The following is a 20,108-nucleotide window of genomic DNA, read 5'->3' as shown; positions in this document are numbered from 1 at the left end:
CGGGCTGTGTGAGTCGTGCGGGGTGGTGCGGGTCGGTCGTGCGCGGTGGTGCGGGCGGTGGCGCCGGGGCACGGCGCTCGTGCCGCTCCCGGCCCGTGCCGGGGGCGCGGCGGCGTCACCGGCGGTCCCGGGCGTGGCGTGCGATGTGGCGCAGGGCCTCGGCGAAGTCGGCGGCGGCGCGCCGCACGCCCGCGGTGTCGTGGACCGCGGGACGGTGGTGCCAGGTGAAGGCCAGGCGCCCGTCCTGCACCGCGCCCACCACCTCCAGCGGGTGCGACCCGCCGTCCCGGGGATCGTGGTCCTGGCCGAAGGAGCCGTGCTCGGCACGCACCAGGGCGCCCTGCGGTCCGCTCGGGGCGGAGGCCGCGCGGGCGTCCCACTGGCCGAGGTAGTTGAACACCACCTGCCCGTGCGCCGCCGCGCCCAGCCGCTCGCGCACCTCGGGCGGACCGAAGGTGCGCAGGGCCCCGAAGCCCAGTCCGTTGCCGGGCACCGCGCGCAGCTGGCGGCGCACCGACTTCACCAGGGAGCGCCAGTCGCGGTCCGGGGCGAGGTCGCCGGGGCGGTCGACCCGGAGCGCGACCGGGTGGACGGTGGTGAACCAGCCGACCGTGCGGGACAGGTCCACGTCCTCGAGCAGGTCCTCCCGGCCGTGGCCCTCCAGGTCCAGGCGGACGCGGTCACCGCCGGTCCAGCGGGCCAGCGCCAGGGCGAGGGCGGCCAGCAGGACGTCGTTGACGCGGGTGCGGTAGGCGCTCGGCGCGGCCCGCAGCAGGGCCTGGGTGTCCTCCTCGTCCAGCTCCACGCTGAGCGTGCGGGTCTCCCCCGCGTCCGCCGGGGGCGTGTCGCCGCCGGCCGCCGGGGGCGGTGCGGCGGCCACCGTCTCCTCCCAGTACGGCAGTTCGTGGTCCAGGCCGCCGTCGGCGACGTGGGCGGCGAGCCTGCGGGCCCAGTCCCGGAAGGAGGTGGTGCGCTCCCCCAGCGTGACGGGGCCGCCCCGCAGGGCCTGCCCGTAGGCGGATTCCAGGTCGTCGCGCAGGATCCGCCAGGACACGGCGTCGACCACCAGGTGGTGGGCGACCAGGAGGAGGAAGGCCGGGCGGCCGGTGTCACCGGTGAACAGGGCGGCCCGCAGCAGCGGGCCCCGCCCGATGTCGAAGCCGGCGTGCAGTTCGTCGGCGGCCTCGCGCATGGCCGCCTCCGCCTCCGCGGGGGGCAGTCCGGCCAGGTCGTGGTGGGCGAGGACGTCGTCGCCCCCGCCCGGCGGCGGGTTGAACTGGTGCCAGCCGCCGGCGTCCCGGGTGAAGCGCATGCGCAGGGCGTCGTGGTGCTCCAGCAGCGACTCCAGGGCCGTGCGCAGGGCCGCCGGGTCGGGTGTGCCCTCCAGTTCCCACAGGGCCGACTGGTTGAAGTGGTCGTGGCTGGCGCGCGGGGTGGAGAGGAACCACTCCTGGATCGGGGTGAGCGGTACCTCGCCGGTGACCGGGCCGTCCTCGGAGCGCCGCGGCGCGTCGCCGGCGACGGCGGCCAGCTCGGCCACGGTCTGGTGGGTGAACAGGTCCCGGGTGGCGACGTACAGGCCGTCCCGCCGCAGTCGTGACACCACCTGCATGGTCAGGATGGAGTCGCCGCCCAGGTGGAAGAAGTTGTCGTGCGCGCCGACCTCGTCCACCCCGAGGACGTCGGCCCAGATGCGGGCGATGCGGCGTTCGGTGTCGGTGCGCGGCGCGGTGCGCGGCCCGGCCGCGGCCTGCCCGGGCCCCGGTTCGGGCAGGGCCCGCCGGTCGGTCTTGCCGTTCGGGGTGAGCGGCAGGCGCTCCAGCGGCACGAACGCCGACGGGACCATGTACGGCGGCAGCAGCCCGGCCAGGTGCTCGCGCAGCTCCGCCACGTCGAGTTCCCCGGCGGCGTCCCCGGCGGTGTCCTCGGCGGGGACGACGTAGGCCACGAGCCGTCCGGGGCCGTCGGCGCGTACGACGGCCGCCGCGTCGCGGACCCGGGGGTGGCGGCGCAGCGCGCTCTCGATCTCGCCCGGCTCGATGCGGAAGCCGCGCAGTTTGACCTGGTCGTCGGCGCGTCCGGCGAACCGGAGCTGTCCGTCGGCGTCCCAGCGCGCCAGGTCGCCGGTGCGGTACATCCGCTCCCCCGGCGCGCCGAACGGGTCGGCGACGAACCGCCGGGCGGTCAGGCCCGGACGGTTCAGGTAGCCGCGGGCGAGTCCGGGTCCGGCCACGTACAGCTCGCCGGTCACCCCGGGCGGGACGGGCCGCAGGGCGTGGTCGAGGACGTGGACGCGGGTGGCGCCGGCCGGGCGGCCGATCGGCGGCACGCCCGCCCCCGGGGCCAGCGGGCCGGTCCAGGTGGCGACGACCGTGGCCTCGGTGGGGCCGTAGGAGTTGATCATCCGGCGGCCGGGGGCCCACACCTCCACCAGGTCCGCCGGGCACGCCTCGGCGCCGACGATCAGGGTCCGCAGCTCCGGCAGCGCGCCGGACGTCCCGGGCGCCACGGTGGCCAGGGCGGCCGGCGGGATCAGCGCGTGGCTGATGCGGCGGCCGGCGAGGACCTCGGCCAGCCGCTCCCCGACCAGCGGTCCCTCCTCGCCGGTGACCAGCGTGGCGCCGCTGAGCAGGGACACGCACAGTTCCAGGACGGAGGCGTCGAAGCTGGGCGAGGCGAACTGGAGCACCCGGTCGCCGGGGCCGGCCGCGTAGCGCTCGGCGGCGCCGGCGGCGAAGCCGGCCAGGCCCCGGTGGGTGACGACCACGCCCTTGGGGGTGCCGGTGGACCCGGAGGTGTAGATCACGTAGGCGGGGTGGCCGGGGGTGAGCGCGGCGGTGCGGTCGGCGTCCGTGGGGGCGGTGTCCGGCCCGTCGGCGTCCCGGACCTGCGCGGGGTCGGCCAGGACCAGGTGGGCGCCGGCGTCGCGCAGCATGAACTTCCGCCGCTGCTCGGGGTAGTCGGGGTCCACGGGCAGGAAGGCGCCGCCGGCCTTGGCGACGGCGAGCTGGGCGACGACCGTCTCGGCGGCGCGGGGCAGGGCCAGGGCGACGACGCGTTCGGGGCCTACGCCGAGGCCGATGAGCCGGTGGGCCAGCCGGTTGGCCCACCGGTCGACCTCGGCGTACGTCCACCGCCGGGCGCCGTCCGCCAGGGCGACGGCGTCGGGCGTGCGGGCCGCCTGCCGCTCGAACAGGTCCGGCAGGGTCGCCGCCGGCACCGGCCGGGCCGTGCCCCGCCCCTGCTCCAGCAGGGCCTTCAGCGTCTCCTCGGAGGCCAGGGGCAGGGCGCCCAGCGGCCGGTCGGGGTCCTCGGCGACGGCGGTCAGCAGGGTGGCGAGCTGGTCGGCCATGCGCTCGGCCGTGGCCGCGTCGAACAGGTCGGTGTTGTAGGTGAGCAGGCCGTCCAGGGCCCCGGAGCCGGTCTCGGCGAACTCCAGGGTGAGGTCGAACGCCGCGTGCCGCAGGTCCGTCTCGACGTCGGTGACGTCCAGGCCGGGCAGGTCCAGGCCGGCGGCCGGGGTGTTCTGCAGGACCACCATCACCTGGAACAGCGGGGTGCGGCTGGTGTCGCGCACCGGCTGCACCTCGTCCACGACCTGCTCGAACGGCACCTCCTGGTGCGCGAAGGCGTCCAGCACCGTGGCGCGCACCCCGTCGAGGAACTCGGGGAACGGCTGCTGCGGTTCGACGCGCGAGCGCAGCACCAGGGTGTTGACGAAGAACCCGATCAGGTTCTGGGTCTCGGCCCGGTCCCGGCCGGAGGTGACGGTGCCGACGGCGATGTCCCGCCCGCCGGACAGCCGCGCGAGGAAGGTCTGCGCGGCGGCGACGAGCGTGGTGAACAGGGTGGCTCCCCGGTCCCGGCCGACCCGGGCCAGGCGGCGGGCGGTGTGCGGCGGCAGGGTGAGCCGGGCGGTGGCGCCGGCGCGGGTGCGCACCGCCGGCCGCGGCCGGTCGGTGGGCAGGTCCAGCGGCTCGATGCCGGACAGCTGCTCCTTCCAGTAGGCGAGCTGTTCGCCGGCGTCCGCCGCGCCCGTGGTGCGCTGCCAGTGGGCGTAGTCGGCGTACTGCACCGGAAGCGGCGGCAACTGCCCCTCGGCGGCGCCCACTTCGGCCCGGTACAGGTGGGCGAGGTCGCCGGTGAGCACGGCCGTCGACCAGCCGTCGGTGACGATGTGGTGCAGGGCCAGGGCGAGGACGTGGTCGTCGTCGGCGAGCCGGACCAGCGCGGTGCGCAGCAGCGGGCCGCGGCGCAGCTCGAAGGGGCGGTCGCGCTCGCCGGCCAGCAGCTCCTCCAGCCGGGCCGTGCGGTCCGGTTCGGGCAGCCCGGTGAGGTCGTGCAGCGGCAGCGGCACGTCCTGCGGCGGGTGGACGATCTGTACGCCGCGGCCGTCCACCGTATCGAAGGTGGTGCGCAGCGACTCATGCCGGGCGGCCAGCGCGCGCAGGGCCGCGGCCAGCGCCCCGGTGTCGAGCGTGCCGCGCAGGCGCAGCGCGAGCGCGGTGACGTACTCGGCGCCGCCGGGCGCGAACTCCTCCAGGAACCACAGGCGTTGCTGGGCGTAGGACATGGGTGCCGCGGTGTCGCGGGCGACCGGGACGATGGCGGGCCGTTCCTCCGGGCCGTCGCCGGACCGCGCCCGGGCGAGCAGGGCGGCGAGCGCGGCCGGGGTGGGGTGGGTGAACACGGCCCGCGGCGACAGCTCCGTGCCGAAGGCCTCGGCCAGGCGGGAGGCGAGGCGGATGCTGAGGATGGAGTCGCCGCCCAGCCGGAAGAAGTCGTCCTCCATGCCGGGCCGTTCGCCGCCCAGCACCTCGGCGAAGATCTCCGCCGTGCGGCGTTCGGACTCGGTACGGGGCTCGGTCCTCGCCGTGCCGGGCTCCGTCGCGGACCCGGGCCCGGGCACGGGCAGCGCGGCCCGGTCCACCTTGCCGTTGCCGCTCAGCGGCAGGGCCGCCAGCGGGACGAACGCCGAGGGGACGAGGTAGTCGGGCAGCGTGCGGCGGGCGTGGGCCAGCAGCCCGGCCGGGTCGTCGCCGGCCGGGCCGACCACGTAGGCCACCAGGCGCCGGCTGCCCGGCCGGTCCTCGCGGGCCAGGACCGCCACGTCCACGACGCCCGGGGCGGTCGCCAGCGCGGCCTCCGCCTCGCCGGGTTCGACGCGGAACCCGCGGATCTTGACCTGGTCGTCGGCGCGGCCCAGGAACTCCACCGTGCCGTCCGGGCGGCGCCGGGCCAGGTCGCCGGTGCGGTACATCCGCTCCCCGGGCGGGCCGAACGGGTCGGCGAGGAACCGGGCGGCGGTCTCGCCGGGGCGGCCCAGGTAGCCGCGCGCCACGCCCTCGCCCGCCACGTACAGCTCGCCCGCGCAGCCCGGCGGGACGGGCCGCAGCCGGGTGTCCAGGACGTGCACCCGCATGTCGTCCAGGGGCCGGCCGATGGGCACGGCGGCGGGCACCGCGGCCGGGTCGGCAAGGGCGTGGGAGGTCGCGAAGGTCGTCGTCTCGGTCGGCCCGTAGCCGTCCACCACGGTCAGGCCGGGGCAGGCGGCGAGCACCCGGCGCACGGCCGCCGCGGGGACCACGTCACCGCCGGTCCACACCTGGCGCAGTCCGGCGAAGCAGTCCGGCGCGTCCTGCGCCAGCAGCCGGAACAGGCCGGCCGTCAGCCACAGCGCCGTCAGCCCGTCCTCGCGGGTCAGCGTGCGCAGCAGGGCCGCGTCCACCGGGCCGTCGGGGGCGACCACGACGCGGCCGCCGCCCAGCAGCGGCACCCACACCTCGAAGGTCGAGGCGTCGAACGCCACCGGCGAGTGCAGCAGCACGCGGGCGCCCACGCCGCCGGCGAAGCGGCTGTCGGTGGCCAGCGCCGCCACGTCGCGGTGCCGCACCGCGACCGCCTTCGGCTCCCCGGTGGAACCGGAGGTGAACATCACGTAGGCCAGCCGGTCGGGGTCGGCGGGCGGGGCCGCCGGCCGGGCGGGGTCCGTGGGCAAGGCGGCCGGTCCGTCCGCCGGGGCGGTGCGGGCCGCGGCGACTTCCCCGGCGGTCAGCCGGACCGTGGCGCCCGCCCGGGCGAGCAGGGCGCGGCGGCGCTCCTCGGGGGCGCGGGTGTCCATCGGCACGTAGGCGCCGCCGGCCTTGAGGACGGCGAGCTGGGCGGCGACGAGTTCGGCGGAGCGGTCCATGAGCAGCGCGACCCGGTCCTCGGGAGCCAGGCCGCCGGCCAGCAGCCGGGCCGCCAGCCGGTCGGACCAGTCGGCGAGGTCGCGGTAGGTCAGCCGCCGGCCGCCGTCCCGCAGGGCGACGGCGTCGGGGGTGCGGCGCACCTGCTCGGCGAACAGGTCCACCGGCGAGGCGGGCGTCGCCCGCCGCGCGGGGGCGTTCCAGGCGCGCAGCAGCTCCCGGTCGGCCGGGGTGAGCGGGTCCAGCGCGGCCACGTCGCCGTCCGTGCCGTCGGCGAGGGCGGTGAGCAGCGTGGCCAGGCGGGCGGCGGCGCGTTCCACCGTGGCCCGGTCGAACAGCGCGGTGTCGTAGGCCAGGTCGAAGGCGAGCCGGTCGGCGAGGTGGGCGCGCAGGCACAGCGGGAAGGTGGTGGCGTCGTCGGCGCGGACCTCCTCGACGCGCACGCCCGTGCGGGCCGTGGCGGACTCGTCGACGGGGTAGTTCTCGAAGACCACCATGCTGTCGAACAGGGTGTCGCCGGCCGGGAGGTCGCCGAGGGCCTGGATGCGGGACAGCGCGAGGAAGTCGAAGCGGCGGGCCTCGCTCTGCTCCTCCTGCACGGCGCGCAGCCACGGCAGCACGCCGCCGTCCTCGGGCACCCTCACCCGGGTCGGCACGGTGTTGATGAACATGCCGACCATGGATTCCACGCCCGGCAGGTCGGCGGGCCGGCCGGAGACGGTGGTGCCGAACACCACGTCGCGCTGCCCGCCGTAGCGGGCCAGCAGCAGCGCCCAGGCGCCCTGCACCACGGTGTTGACGGTCAGCCCGGCGCGGGCGGCGGTCTCCCGCAGCCGCCGCGAGACGTCCTCGTCCAGCTCGCGGGTCACGGCCGCGCCGGAGCGGGCGCGGTGCGCCTCGGTGGGCGTGCGGTCGTACGGCAGCGGGGTGCGGGCGGTGAAACCGGCCAGGGTGCCGGCCCAGTACCGTTCGGCCTCGCCGGTGTCCTGGGCGTGCAGCCAGCGCAGGAAGTCCGCGAACGGGCGCCGGGCGGGCGGGGCGGCCTGCGGGCCGCCGGTGAGCGCGGCGTAGCGTTCGCACACCTCGGTGAGCAGGTGTCCGGTGCTCCAGCCGTCCAGGATCAGGTGGTGGGTGGACCACAGCAGCAGGACCTCGTCGCCCGGCAGCGCGGCGAGCGTGATCCGGGTGAGGGGCGCGGTGGTCAGTTCCATGCCGGCCGCGCGGTCCTGGGCGAGCAGCCGCTCGGTGGCCGCCGCGCGCCCCTCGTCGGTGAGATGCCGCCAGTCCAGGTGGGTGACGGGCAGCTCGACGTGGTCGTGCACGACCTGCACCGGGTGCGGCAGGCCCCGCCAGTGGACGGAGGTGCGCAGTGCCGGGGTGCGGTCGGCGACCTGCTGCCAGGCCGCGGCGAACGCCTCCGGGTCGGCCACGCCGGACAGCCGGACCGCCGTCCGGTCGAAGTAGGCCCCGGCGTCGTCGACCAGGCCGTGGAAGAGCATGCCGGACTGCAGCGGGGTCAGCGGCAGGACGTCGGCCACCCCCCGCCCGTCGCCGACCAGGTGGTCCAGCCGGTCCTGGGTGAGGCCGGCGAGCGGGAAGTCGGACGGGGTCCGGCCGCCCGCGTCCGGGCGGGCGCAGTGCGCGACGATCTCGCGCAGCGCCTCGCGCATCTCCTCGGCGAGCCGCCGTACGACCGCCTCGTCGTAGACGGCCGCCGGGTAGGTCCAGCCCAGTTCCAGCCGGCCGTCCTGGACGACGCCGGTGACGTCCAGCAGGTAGGGGCGGGGCTCGTCGGGGTCGGTGTCGCGGCCGGCGGGCGCCAGGGCGGCGCGGTACAGGCCGTCGCCGGTGCCGCGCCCCGCGTCCCACCGGCCGTGGTAGTTGAATCCGACCTGCGGGTGCGGGGCACCGGCCAGGGGGCTGCCGGGCAGCAGGTGGCGCAGCGCGCCGTGGCTCAGGCCGCGCAGCGGCACGGCCCGCAGCTGTTCCTTGACGCCCCGCAGGGTGTCGTGCCAGCCGGCGTCGGGGGCGACGCGCAGGGCGAGGGGGAACTCGGCGGTGAACCAGCCGACGGTGCGCGACAGGTCCAGGTCGTCGAAGAGGTCCTCGCGGCCGTGTCCCTCCACGCCGACCAGGACGGTGTCGCGTCCGCACCAGCGGGCCAGGGTGCGGCCCAGGGCGCTGAGCAGCACGTCGTTGACCTGGGTGCGGTACACGTCGGGGACCCGGCGCAGCAGGGCCTCGGTGTCCTCGGGTTCCAGCCGCACGGTGACGGTGGCGGCGGTGCCGTGGGTGTTGGGGCCGGTGCGGCCGGGCGGCAGGCCGGCCAGGGCCGCGCAGGTGTCCTGCCAGTACGCGAGGTCGGCGTCCAGGGCCCCGGAGCGGGTGTGCCGCTCCAGCCGGGCCGCCCAGTGGCCGAACGGCGTGCCCGCCGGGGGCAGGGCGACGGGCCGGCCGCCGGCGGCGGCCCGGTGGGCGGTCTCCAGGTCGGCCAGCAGGATCCGCCAGGAGACGCCGTCGATCACCAGGTGGTGCGCGGTGACGACGAGCTGGGCGGGGCGGTGCGGGCCGCGGTCCAGGAACAGCACCCGCACGACCCGGCCCTCTGCGGGGTCGAGCGAGGCCTGGGCCGCGTCCGCCGCGTCCTGCACCGCCGCCTCCAGCGCCGCGTCGTCCAGCGCGGCCACGTCGTGGCGGGTGAAGACGCCGTCCGGCGCGTCCGGCAGGACCTCCTGGCGCCAGCCGCCGCCGGTGCGGCGGAAGCGGGTGCGCAGCGCCGGGTGGTGGCGCACCAGCGCGTCGGCCGCGTGCCGCAGGGCGGCGGCGTCGGTGCCGGGGGCCAGTTCCAGGCGCTGGGTCATGGTGAAGCGCAGCGGGTCGCCGGGGCGGCGGCCGTCGAGGTACCAGTGCTGGATCGGGGTGAGCGGCGCTTCGGCGGGTTCCCGGGCGTCGTGCGGACCGGCCGGGTGCGGGTCCGCGTCGGTGACGCACAGGGCGAGTTCGGCGACCGTCTGGTGGCGGAAGACGTCCTTGGTGGTCAGGGCGAGTCCGGCCTGGCGGGCCCGGGAGACGATCTGGATGCTGAGGATCGAGTCGCCGCCGAGGGCGAAGAAGTTGTCCCGCGCGCCCACCCGTGCGACGCCGAGGACCTCCGCCCAGATCGCGGCCAGGCGCTCCTCGGCGCCCGGGCGCGGAGCCACGTACCGGGTGCCGTCGTCGGGGCGCTCCGGCGGGGCGGGCAGGGCGCGCCGGTCGGTCTTGCCGCTGCTGGTGCGCGGGATGCGGGCCAGCGGCACGAACGCCGCGGGCACCATGTGGTCCGGCAGCGTCCGGCGCAGCGCGACGCGCAGTTCGTCGGCCGGCGGCGGGGTGCGGTCCGCGGCGGGCACCACGTACGCCACGAGCATCAGCCGGCCGGCGTGCTCGCGGGCGGTCACCACGGCCTCCGTGACGTCCGGGTGGGCGAGCAGGGCGGCCTCCACCTCGCCCGGTTCGATGCGGAACCCGCGGATCTTGACCTGTTCGTCGACGCGGCCCAGGAACTCCAGCAGCCCGTCGTCGTCCCAGCGGGCCCGGTCGCCGGTGCGGTACATCCGCTCCCCCGGGGCGCCGAAGGGGTCGGCGGGGAAGCGGGCCGCGGTCAGGCCGGGCCGGTTCAGGTAGCCGCGGGCGACCTGGGCCCCGGCCAGGTACAGCTCGCCGGGGACGCCGGGCGGGACCGGGCGCAGCGCGCCGTCGAGGACGTAGGCGCGCAGGTTGCGGCCCGGCCGGCCGATGACCGGGCGGTCGCGGCGGCCGGCGCGGCCGTAGACGGCGTCGACGGTGCACTCGGTGGGCCCGTACATGTTGTACACGGCGATGCCGAGGTCCCGCTCGGCATCGCCCAGTTCCCGCCAGAGGGCGGCGGGGACCGCCTCGCCGCCGACCAGCAGCAGCCGCGGATGGTGGCGGCCGGGCGCGAGGAGCCCGGCGGCGGTCAGTTCGCGCAGGAAGGACGGGGTGACGTTCACCAGGTCGAGGCGGCGCTCGGCGACCAGTGCGCAGAACGCGTCGGGGTCCAGGCGCACGTCCTCGTCGACCAGGTGGACCTCCTGGCCGAGGGCGAGCAGCAGCGGCCCCTCCCAGGAGGTGTCGAAGGCGAAGGACGCGCTGAGCGCGGCGCGCAGCCGGCGCCCGTCGGCGGTGTGCGGGGCGACGAGTCCCTCGCGGTGGTCGTGGCAGAGGTTGACCAGGTGGCGGTGTTCGACCGCGACGCCCTTGGGCCGGCCGGTGGAGCCGGAGGTGTAGACGACGTACGCGGTGTTGTCCGGGTGCAGCGGTGCGGTGCGGTCGGTGTCGGCCGGGTCGTGGGCGGGCAGCCGGTCCCAGGGCACCTCGCGCAGGGCGCCGGCCGTCAGGACGGTGTGCGGCGCGGCGTCCCGCAGGAGGAACGCGACGCGCTCCTCGGGCAGGTCCGGGTCGAGGCACAGCAGGGTGCCGCCCGCCTTGAGCACGGCGAGCAGCGCCACGTACGCGTCGCAGGTGCGCGGCAGCCGGACGGCGACCACGCGCTCCGCGCCCACGCCCCGGGCGATGAGGTGGTGGGCCAGCCGGTTGGCGCGGTCGTTGAGGGCGGCGAAGTCGAGCGTGGCGTCCCGGGCGACCAGGGCGGTGGCGTGCGGGGTGCGGGCGGCCTGCGCCTCGAACAGGGCCGGGAAGGTGGCGGCGTCCACCGGCAGCCGGGCACCCTGCCAGTCCCGGAGCACCCGCCGGCGTTCGGCGCCGGTCATCAGCGGCAGCGCGCCGGCGGCCCGGTCGGGGTCTTCGGCGGCGGCCTCCAGCAGCAGCCGCAGCCGGGTGGCCAGGCGTTCGGCGGTGCCGGCGTCGAACAGGCCGGTGTTGTACTCCAGGTAGCCGGTGACGCCCCCGTCGCGCTCGACGAAGTCGAAGGCGAGGTCGTAGGCGGCGTTGCGGACCGGCGGTGTCACCGGTTCGACGTCCAGGCCGGGCAGTCCGGGGGTCTCGGCGCCCAGGTTGTGCAAGGCCACCATGACCTGGAACAGGGGGGTGCGGCTGGTGTCCCGCTCGGGCTGCAGGACGTCCACGAGCCGTTCGAAGGGCACCTCCTGGTGGGCGAACGCCTCCAGGACGGTGGTGCGGACCTCGCCCAGCAGTTGACGGAACGTCAGATGGGGGCTCACCCGGCTGCGCAGCACCAGGGTGTTGACGAACATGCCGACCACGTCGTGCAGTTCGGGCTGTTCCCGGCCCGCGGTGACGGTGCCGACCGCGATGTCCTCCTGGCCGGCCCAGCGGGCCAGCAGCACCTTGCAGGCCGTCAGCAGGGTCATGTAGAGCGTGGCGTCGGCGTCCCGGCCTCTCTCGCGCAGCCGTCCGGTGAGCGCGGCGGGCAGGTGGAAGGTCACCAGGGCGCCGTCGCGGGTGCGGACCGCGGGGCGCGGCCGGTCGGTCGGCAGCTCCAGCGGGGTCAGGCCCTCCAGGGCCGCGCGCCAGTAGGCGAGCTGCTTCTCGGCCAGGTCGGCGCGGGCGCGCTGCCAGACGGCGTAGTCGGCGTACCGTACGCGCGGCTCGGGCAGCCGGGGCTCGCGGCCCTCGTGTGCCGCCGTGTACAGCTCGGCCAGGTCCCGGCCGAGGACGGCGACGGACCAGCCGTCGGTGACGATGTGGTGGACGGCCAGGACGAGGACGTGCTCGTCGGCGCCCGACCGGGCCAGCCGGGCCCGCAGCAGGGGCCCGCCGCCCAGGTCGAAGGGGGTGGCGGCCTCGCGTTCGAGGAGGTCGTCCAGCGCCCGGGGCCCGCCCCCGGTGAGGTCGTCCACCGGAAGGTCCACCGGGTGCGGCGGGTGCACGATCTGCCGGGCCCGGCCGTCCCGCTCGGCGAACGTGGTGCGCAGCGCCTCGTGCCGGGCCACCAGGCCGTCCAGGGCGGTGCGCAGGGCCGCCTCGTCGAGCCGGCCGCGCAGCCGCAGGACGGACAGCGTCGTGTACTCGGTGCTGCCCGGCTCGAAGCGGTCCAGGAACCACAGGCGCTGCTGCGCGTACGACAGCGGCGCCGGGGCGTCCGGGTCCGCGGCCGGTATGACCTCCGCCGCCCGGCGTGGGTCGGGGTCGCCGAGGGCGGCGGCCAGGTCGGCCAGTCTGGGGTGGGTGAACAGCAGCCTCGGGGAGACGTCGGGGCCGAAGGCCGCGCGCAGGCGGGAGGTGACGCGCACGGCGAGGATCGAGTCGCCGCCGAGGGCGAAGAAGTCGTCGCCGGCGCCCACCTCGTCGGTGTCGAGGACGTCCGTCCAGGCGGCGGCGACCGCGCGTTCGGCGGGGGTGCGCGGCGCGGTGCGGTCGGTGCCGGCGGCGAAGCCGTCCGGTCCGGGCGCGGGCAGCGCCCGCCGGTCCAGCTTGCCGTTGGCGGTCAGGGGCAGGGCCGCCATCGGGACGTAGGCGGCGGGCACCATGTGGGCCGGCAGCAGCCGCTCCAGGTGGGAGCGCAGCTCCGCGGCGGGCGGCGGCTCCGCCCGCCCGCCCGCGCCGACGACGTGGGCGACCAGCCGCCGGGTCCCGGCGCCGTCCTCGTACACGCCGACCGCGGCGGCGCCGACACCCGGGTGGGTGTGCAGGGCGGCCTCGATCTCGCCGGGTTCGATGCGGTAGCCGCGGATCTTGACCTGCTGGTCGGCGCGGCCGAGGTACTCCAGGGTGCCGTCGGCCCGCCACCGGGCCCGGTCGCCGGTGCGGTACATGCGGCTGCCGGGCTGCCCGAACGGGTCGGCGAGGAACCGGCCGGCGGTCAGTCCCGGCCGGCCGAGGTAGCCGCGGGCCAGACCCTCCCCCGCCACGTACATCTCGCCGACCGCGCCGGGCGGCAGGAGGGCGAGGTCGTCGTCGAGGACGTGGATCCGCAGGTCGGGTATGCCCGTGCCGATCGGGCTGGCGGCGCCCGCGCCGGCCGTCGCGCGGTCCAGGGGCGCGTGGGTGACGTGCACGGTGGTCTCGGTGATGCCGTACATGTTGACCAGGCGCGGCGCGGTGTCCGGGTGGCGCGCGTACCAGTCGGCCAGCCGGGTCACGTCCAGCGCCTCGCCGCCGAAGACGACCGTGCGCAGGGCCAGCCGCTCGCCGAGCTCGGGGTGTTCGGCGTCGGCGCGGATCAGCGGGTAGAAGGCGGACGGGGTCTGGTTGAGGACGGTGACCCGCTCGTCGGCGAGCAGCCGCAGGAAGTCCTCCGGGGAGCGGGCGGTGTCGTCGGGGACGACCACCAGCCGGCCGCCGTGCAGCAGCGCCCCCCACAGCTCCCACACGGAGAAGTCGAAGGCGTAGGAGTGGAACAGCGTCCACACGTCGTGCTCGTCGAAGCCGAACCAGTGGCGGGTGCGGGTGAACAGCCGGACCACGTTGGCGTGCGGCACGACCACGCCCTTGGGGCGGCCGGTGGAGCCGGAGGTGTAGATGGTGTAGGCGGCGTTCTCCGGCAGCGGGCGGCGGGCCGGGTCCGGGCCGGCGGGGCGGGCGGCGAGATCGTCCCGTACGGCGGCGTCGTCCAGCGCGAGGACGGGCACGCCGGCGCCGGGCAGCCGGCCGGCGGTCCCGGTGGTGGTCACGACGGTGACCGGCGCGGCGTCGGCGAGCAGCCGGGCGACGCGGTCGGCGGGCAGCTTCGGGTCGACCGGCAGGTAGGCGGCGCCCGCCTTCAGCACGGCGAGGATCGCCACGACCAGGTCCGTGGAGCGGGGCAGGGCGAGCGCGACGTGGCGCTCGGGGCCCGCGCCGGCCTCGGCGAGACGGTGGGCGAGACGGCCGGCCGCCGCGTCGAGGGCGGCGTAGTCGAGCCGGTCGTCGCCGCAGGTGACGGCGGTGGCGTGGGGGGTGCGGGCGGCCTGCTCCTCGAACAGGTCGACCAGGGTCCGGGTGGGGCGGCCGTGCGCGGTGCCGTTCCAGTCGGCCAGCATCCGCCGCCGTTCCCCGGCGGTCGTCCAGGCCAGGGCGCGCAGCGGGCGGCCGGGGTCGTCGGCGATCTCCGTCAGCAGCAGGCGGAGCCGGTCGGCGAGCGCCCGGACGGTCGCCCCGTCGAACAGCCCGGGGTCGTAGGCCAGGTCGAAGCCGAGCCGTTCGCCCTGGTAGGCGCGGAGGACGAGCGGGTAGTTGGTGGCGTCGCGGGAGGTGACGTCCGCCAGGCGCACCCCGGAGCCGGCCGTGCGGGCCTCGTCGAAGGGGTAGTTCTCGAAGGCGACCATGCTGTGGAACAGCGGGGTGCCGGACGGTACGTCGCTCAGGGCGGTCAGCTCGGCCAGGGAGACGGCGGCGAAGCGCCGCGACTCGGCCTGCGCCTGCTGCAGGTCGCGCAGCCACGCGGCGGTCGTGCGCCGCCGGTCGACGCGGACGCGGGTGGGCACGGTGTTGATGAACATGCCGACCATCGACTCGGCGCCCGGCAGGTCGTCGGGGCGTCCGGAGACGGTGGTGCCGAACACGACGTCCGTCTCGCCGCTGTAGCGGGCCAGCAGCAGCGCCCAGGCGCCCTGCACCACCGTGTTGACGGTGAGTCCGGCCTGCCGGGCGGTGCGGGTCAGCGCCGCGGACGCCGCGTCGGGCAGGGCGGTGGTGTGGACGGCGGCGGAGCGGGTCTCGTGCGTCTCGCGCAGGGGGCGGTCGACGGGCAGCGGGGTGGGGGCGGCGAAGCCGCCGAGGACCTCGCTCCAGTGCTCGCGGGCGGCGGCGGTGTCCTGGCCGGCCAGCCAGCGCACGTAGTCGCCGAAGGGCCGGCGCACCGGCGGGGTCGGCGCGCTTCCGGCGGTGAGGGCCGCGTACTCCTCGGTGACCTCGGTGAGGACCTGGGCCAGGCTCCAGCCGTCCAGGATCAGGTGGTGGGAGGTCCACAGCAGGTGCAGCCGCGCGTCGGGCAGCCGGACCAGGGTGAGCCGCATCAGCGGGGCCGTGCCGAGGTCGATGCCGCGCGCCAGGTCCTCGGCGCGCAGCCGCGCCAGCCGCTCGGCGCGCCCGGCCGGGTCCGTCTCCCGCCAGTCCAGGTGGGTGACGGGCACGCGCACGTCGCGGTGCACGACCTGGAGGGGGACGGGCACGTCCTCCCACACCACCGAGGTGCGCAGGGCGGGCGTGCGGTCGGTCACCCGCTGCCAGGCGAGCGCGAAGGCGTGCGGGTCGGCCACGCCGTCCAGCAGCAGGGCTGCCTGGTCGACGTAGACGTCGTCGGGGCCGCCGACCAGGCGGTGGAAGAGCATGCCCTCCTGGAGCGGGGTCAGCGGCAGGATGTCCTCCACGCCGCGGCCGTCGCCGGCCAGCCGGTCCACGCCGGCCTGGTCCAGGCGGGCCAGCGGGAAGTCGGAGGGGGTGCGGCCGCCGGCGTCCGGCCGGGCGCAGTGCTCGGTGATCGCGGTCAGCGCCCCGGTCAGGGCGTCCGCGAGCGACCGGACGGTGTCCGCGTCGTGCACCTGGTCGCTGTAGTGCCAGGTGATCTCCAGTTCGCCGCCGGCGACCACGGCCGTGACGTCCAGCAGGTGGTCGACCGGCTCGTCGGGCGCGATGTCCCGGCCGGGCACGTCGGCGGCCGGGGCGAAGTCCCGCCCGGCGGGGGTCTCCCACTGCCCGTGGTAGTTGAAGGACACCTGGGGCAGGGGCAGGTCCCGCAGCGCCCGGGCGGCCGGGTCGGGCGAGCCGAGGCGGGCCAGCGCCTCGTAGCCCAGGCCGCGCCGGGGCACCGCCCGCAGGCGCTCCTTGACCGCCTTCAGGGTGGCGCCCCAGTCGGGCGCGCCGGACGGTCCGGCCGGGGTGAGGGTGACGGGGTACTGCGTGGTGAACCAGCCCACCGTGCGCGACAGGTCGACGGTGTCGTCCTCGCGGCCGTGCCCCTCCAGGGCGACGGTCACGTGCTCGCTGCCCGCCCAGTCGGCGAGCACCCGGCCCAGCGCGCTGAGCAGGACGTCGTTGACCTGGGTGCGGTAGACGCCGGGCACCCGGCGCAGCAGCGCCTCGGTGGTGGCGCGGCCGACGCGGGTCCGCACGGTGCGCACCGACCCGGCCAGCGGCGTCCCGGGGCGGTCGACGGGCAGCGGGGTGCGGGGGACGGCGGCCTCGGCCGTCCAGTACGGCAGGTCGTCGTCGAGGTCGCCGGCCCGGACCCGGCGGGACAGGTGCGCGGCCCAGTCCGTGAACGGCGTGCCGGCGGGCTCCAGCCGGACCGGTTCCCCGGCGGACGCCTGGCGGTAGGCCTGTTCCAGGTCGGCCAGGAGGATGCGCCAGGAGACGCTGTCGACGGCGAGGTGGTGGGCGGTCAGGAACAGCTGGGGGCGTTCCCCGGCCGGGGGCAGCAGCAGGGCGGCGCGCAGCAGGGCGCCGGTGGCCGGGTCGAGGGCGGCGCGGGCCGCGTCGGCGGCCTGTTCGCGCACCGCCGCCGCGGTGTCGCCGGCGGGCAGGGGGTGGCGGGTCAGCAGGCCGGTGGCCGGGCCCTCGCCGGGGTACTGGGCCCAGGTGCCGCCGGTGCGGGCGAACCGGGTGCGCAGCGCCGGGTGGTGGGCGGCCAGCGCCTCCAGCGCCCGCTCCAGGGCGGGCTCGTCGAGGTCGCGGGGCAGGTCGAGCAGCAGCGACATGCCGAAGTGCCGCAGCGGGCCGTGGGTGGCGAGGAACCACTCCTGCACGGGGGTCAGCGGGGCGGGTCCGTCGTGGTGCGGCCGCCGGGGGGCGGGTACGGCGGGACCGGTCCGGCGGGCCACGGCGGCGGCCAGGTCGGCGACGGTCTGGTGGCGGAAGACGTCCTGCGAGCTCAGGTGCAGGCCGGCGGCGCGGGCCCGGGAGACGGCCTGGATGCCGAGGATGGAGTCGCCGCCCAGCTCGAAGAAGTTGTCGGTGACGCCGACCCGGCGCACGCCCAGCACCTCGGACCAGATGCCGGCCAGCGTCTCCTCTTCCGGGGTGCGCGGGGCGGTGAACTCCCGTTCGCGGGAGGCCGTGTCGACGTCGGGGGCGGGCAGGGCCCGGCGGTCCAGCTTGCCGCTGGTGGTCAGCGGCAGGGCGTCGAGCACGGTGAAGGAGGACGGCACCATGTGCTCGGGCAGGACCCGGCGGCAGGCCTCGCGCAGCCCGGAGGCGGCGGGGCGGGCGGCACCGGCGGCGGGGACGACGTAGGCGGCCAGGCGGGTGTGGCCGTGCGCGTCGGCCACCGCGACGACGGCCGCGGCGGTGATCCCGGGCAGGTCCAGCAGCGCGGCCTCGATCTCCCCCGGCTCGATGCGGTGGCCGCGCACCTTGACCTGGTCGTCGGCGCGGCCGAGGTAGTCGAGGCGCCCGTCGGCGGTCCAGCGGGCCAGGTCGCCGGTGCGGTACATCCGCCCGCCGGGCGGCCCGAACGGGTCGGCCACGAACCGCGCGGCGGTCAGGCCGGGGCGGCGCGCGTAGCCGCGGGCCAGCTGCGCCCCCGCCAGGTACAGTTCGCCGCCGACCCCGGGCGGCACGGGCCGGAGCCGGTCGTCGAGGACGTAGGCCCGCACGTTGGGCAGCGGCCGGCCCACCAGCGGGCGGCCGTCGCCCTCGATGCGGCAGGACAGGGCGTCGACGGTGCACTCGGTGGGGCCGTAGAAGTTGTACGCGGCGACGCCGTCGTGCGCGGCCAGTTCGCGCCACAGGGCCGGGCCGATCGCCTCGCCGCCGAGCATCAGCACCCGCGGGTGGTGGCGCGGGTCGGTGAGGAGCCCCGCGGGCAGCAGCTGCCGCAGGTAGGACGGGGTCAGGTCGAGGAAGTCGACGCGGTGCTCCACGACGTACTCGACCAGGGCGGCCGGGTCCAGCCGGGTGGCCTCGTCGACCAGGTGCAGCCGGTGGCCGTCGGCCATCAGCAGGACGCCCTCCAGTGAGGTGTCGAAGGAGAACGACGCGGTCAGCGCCACCCGCAGCGGGCCGCCGCCCGCGTCGGCGACGAACCCCTCGCGGTGGGCGGCCAGCAGGTTGCCCAGGGCGCGGTGCGTCACGGTGACGCCCTTGGGGCGGCCGGTGGAGCCGGAGGTGTACAGCACGTACGCGGTGTGGTCCGGGTGCGGCGGGGCGAGCCGGCCGACGCCGGCCGGGGCGGTGTCCGGGGCGGTGGCGGGCACCGCGCGCAGGGCGGCCTCGTCGAGGACCAGGGCCGGCCGGGCGTCGTCGAGGAGGAACGCCACGCGGTCCTCGGGCAGGGCGAGGTCGACGGGCAGGTAGCCCGCGCCGGACTTCCACACGGCGAGGATCGCCACGATCATGTCGGCGGTGCGCGGCAGCCGCAGCGCCACCAGCTTCTCGGGGCCGGCGCCCCGGGCGACGAGGTGGTGGGCCAGCCGGTCGGCGCGGGCGTCGAGCGTCGCGTAGTCCAGGTGTTCGTCGCCGGCGACCAGGGCGGTGGCGTGCGGGGTGCGGGCGGCCTGCCGTTCGAAGAGCTGCGGGCAGGGGGTGGCGGGGACCGGGCGGGCGGTGGCGTTCCACTCGTCGGTGACGCGCCGCACCTCCCGCGGCGAGAGCAGGGGCAGGGTGCCCAGCGGCCGGTCCGGCTCGGCGGCGGCGCCCTCCAGCGTCCGCAGCAGCTGGTCGGCCATCCGCCGCGCGGTGTCCGGGTCGATCAGGTCGGTGCGGTACTCCAGCAGCCCGGTCAGGCCCTCCCCGTCGGGCACGAACTCCACGCTCAGGTCGAAGGTGGCCGCCTGCCGGGGCACGGCGACCGGGGCGGCGGCCAGGCCCTGCGGGTCGGGCGCGGCGGGCGGGTCCGGGTGGAGCAGGACCATCACGTCGAACAGGGGGTTGCGGCCCGCCTCGCGGGGCGCGCCCACGGCCTCCACGAGCCGTTCGAAGGGGGTGTCGCCGTGCGCGAAGGCGTCGTTGACGGTGTCGGCGGCGGCGCTCAGCAGGTCGCGGAAGGAGCCGGTGGCCTCCACCCGGGTGCGCAGCACGACGGTGTTGGCGAAGAAGCCGACGGCCCGTTCGAGGTCGGTGCGCGAGCGTCCGGGGGTGAGGGAGCCGACGGTGATGTCGTCCTGCCCGGACCAGCGGGCCAGCAGCGCCTGGCAGGCTGCGACCAGAGCGGTGAACAGGGTGGTGTGCTGCCGCGCCGCCAGCTCGCGCAGCCGGGCCGTGACGGGCGCGGGGACGGTGAAGGCGTGGACCGCCCCGGCCCCGGACTCCTCGCCGCGGCGCGGGCGGTCCAGCGGCAGTTCGGGCGGTACGGCGCCGGACAGCTGCTTCGACCAGTACGCGAGGTGGCGCTCCAGCCGGGCGCCGGACAGGTCCTCGCGCTGCCACACCGCGAAGTCCGGGTACTGCGTCGCCACCGGCGGCAGCCCGGGGGCCGCGCCCCGCACGAAGGCGTCGTAGGCGGCGCACAGCTCCTGGAGCACCACGCCCATCGACCAGCCGTCGGTGACGATGTGGTGGGCCGTCAGCAGCAGCACGTGCGCGGTGTCCGACTCGCGCAGCAGCAGGGCGCGCAGCAGCGGTCCGGTGCGCAGGTCGAACGGGCGGGAGTACTCGGCCAGCAGCTGCGCGTCCAGGGCTCGTGCGTCCGGTGCGGTCAGGTCGCGGACCGGCAGCGGCACCGGGCCGGCCGGGTGCACGGTCTGCACCGGCCGGCCGTCGCTCTCGTCGAACGTGGTGCGCAGCGCCTCGTGGCGCTCCACCACCAGGTCCAGCGCCCGGGCGAGGGCGGCGCGGTCGAGCGCCCCGGTCAGCCGCAGCGCGACCGCGCTGTTGTAGCGGGCGTCGCCGGGCCGCAGCCGGTCCAGGAACCACAGCCGCTGCTGGGCGAAGGACAGCGGCAGGGGCCGGGTCCGGTCCGCCCGCGGGATGCCCCGGCGGGCGGGCGTGTCCGCCGCGCCGGCCCGTCCGGCCAGCCGGCGGCGCAGTGCCTCCTGGAGGTCCTGGGGCAGGGCCTCGGCGCGGTTTCGCTTCGAAGACGTCATG

Annotated in this window: 1 protein-coding gene; it reads right to left on the bottom strand. The window is 77.2% G+C overall.

The features are described 5' to 3' along the window. Window positions 1-115 precede the first annotated feature (115 nt). A complete protein-coding gene (locus AB0L29_RS00845) occupies window positions 116-20,107 on the bottom strand; it encodes a non-ribosomal peptide synthase/polyketide synthase (protein ID WP_365821884.1) in 19,992 nt (6,663 codons plus the stop codon). Window position 20,108: the final 1 nt, after the last annotated feature.

The sequence above is a fragment of the Streptomyces sp. NPDC052701 genome, assembly GCF_040678355.1.
Classification (GTDB): domain Bacteria; phylum Actinomycetota; class Actinomycetes; order Streptomycetales; family Streptomycetaceae; genus Streptomyces.
Note: the sequence above shows the minus strand (reverse complement) of the source record. Positions and strands in the feature narration are given on the sequence as shown.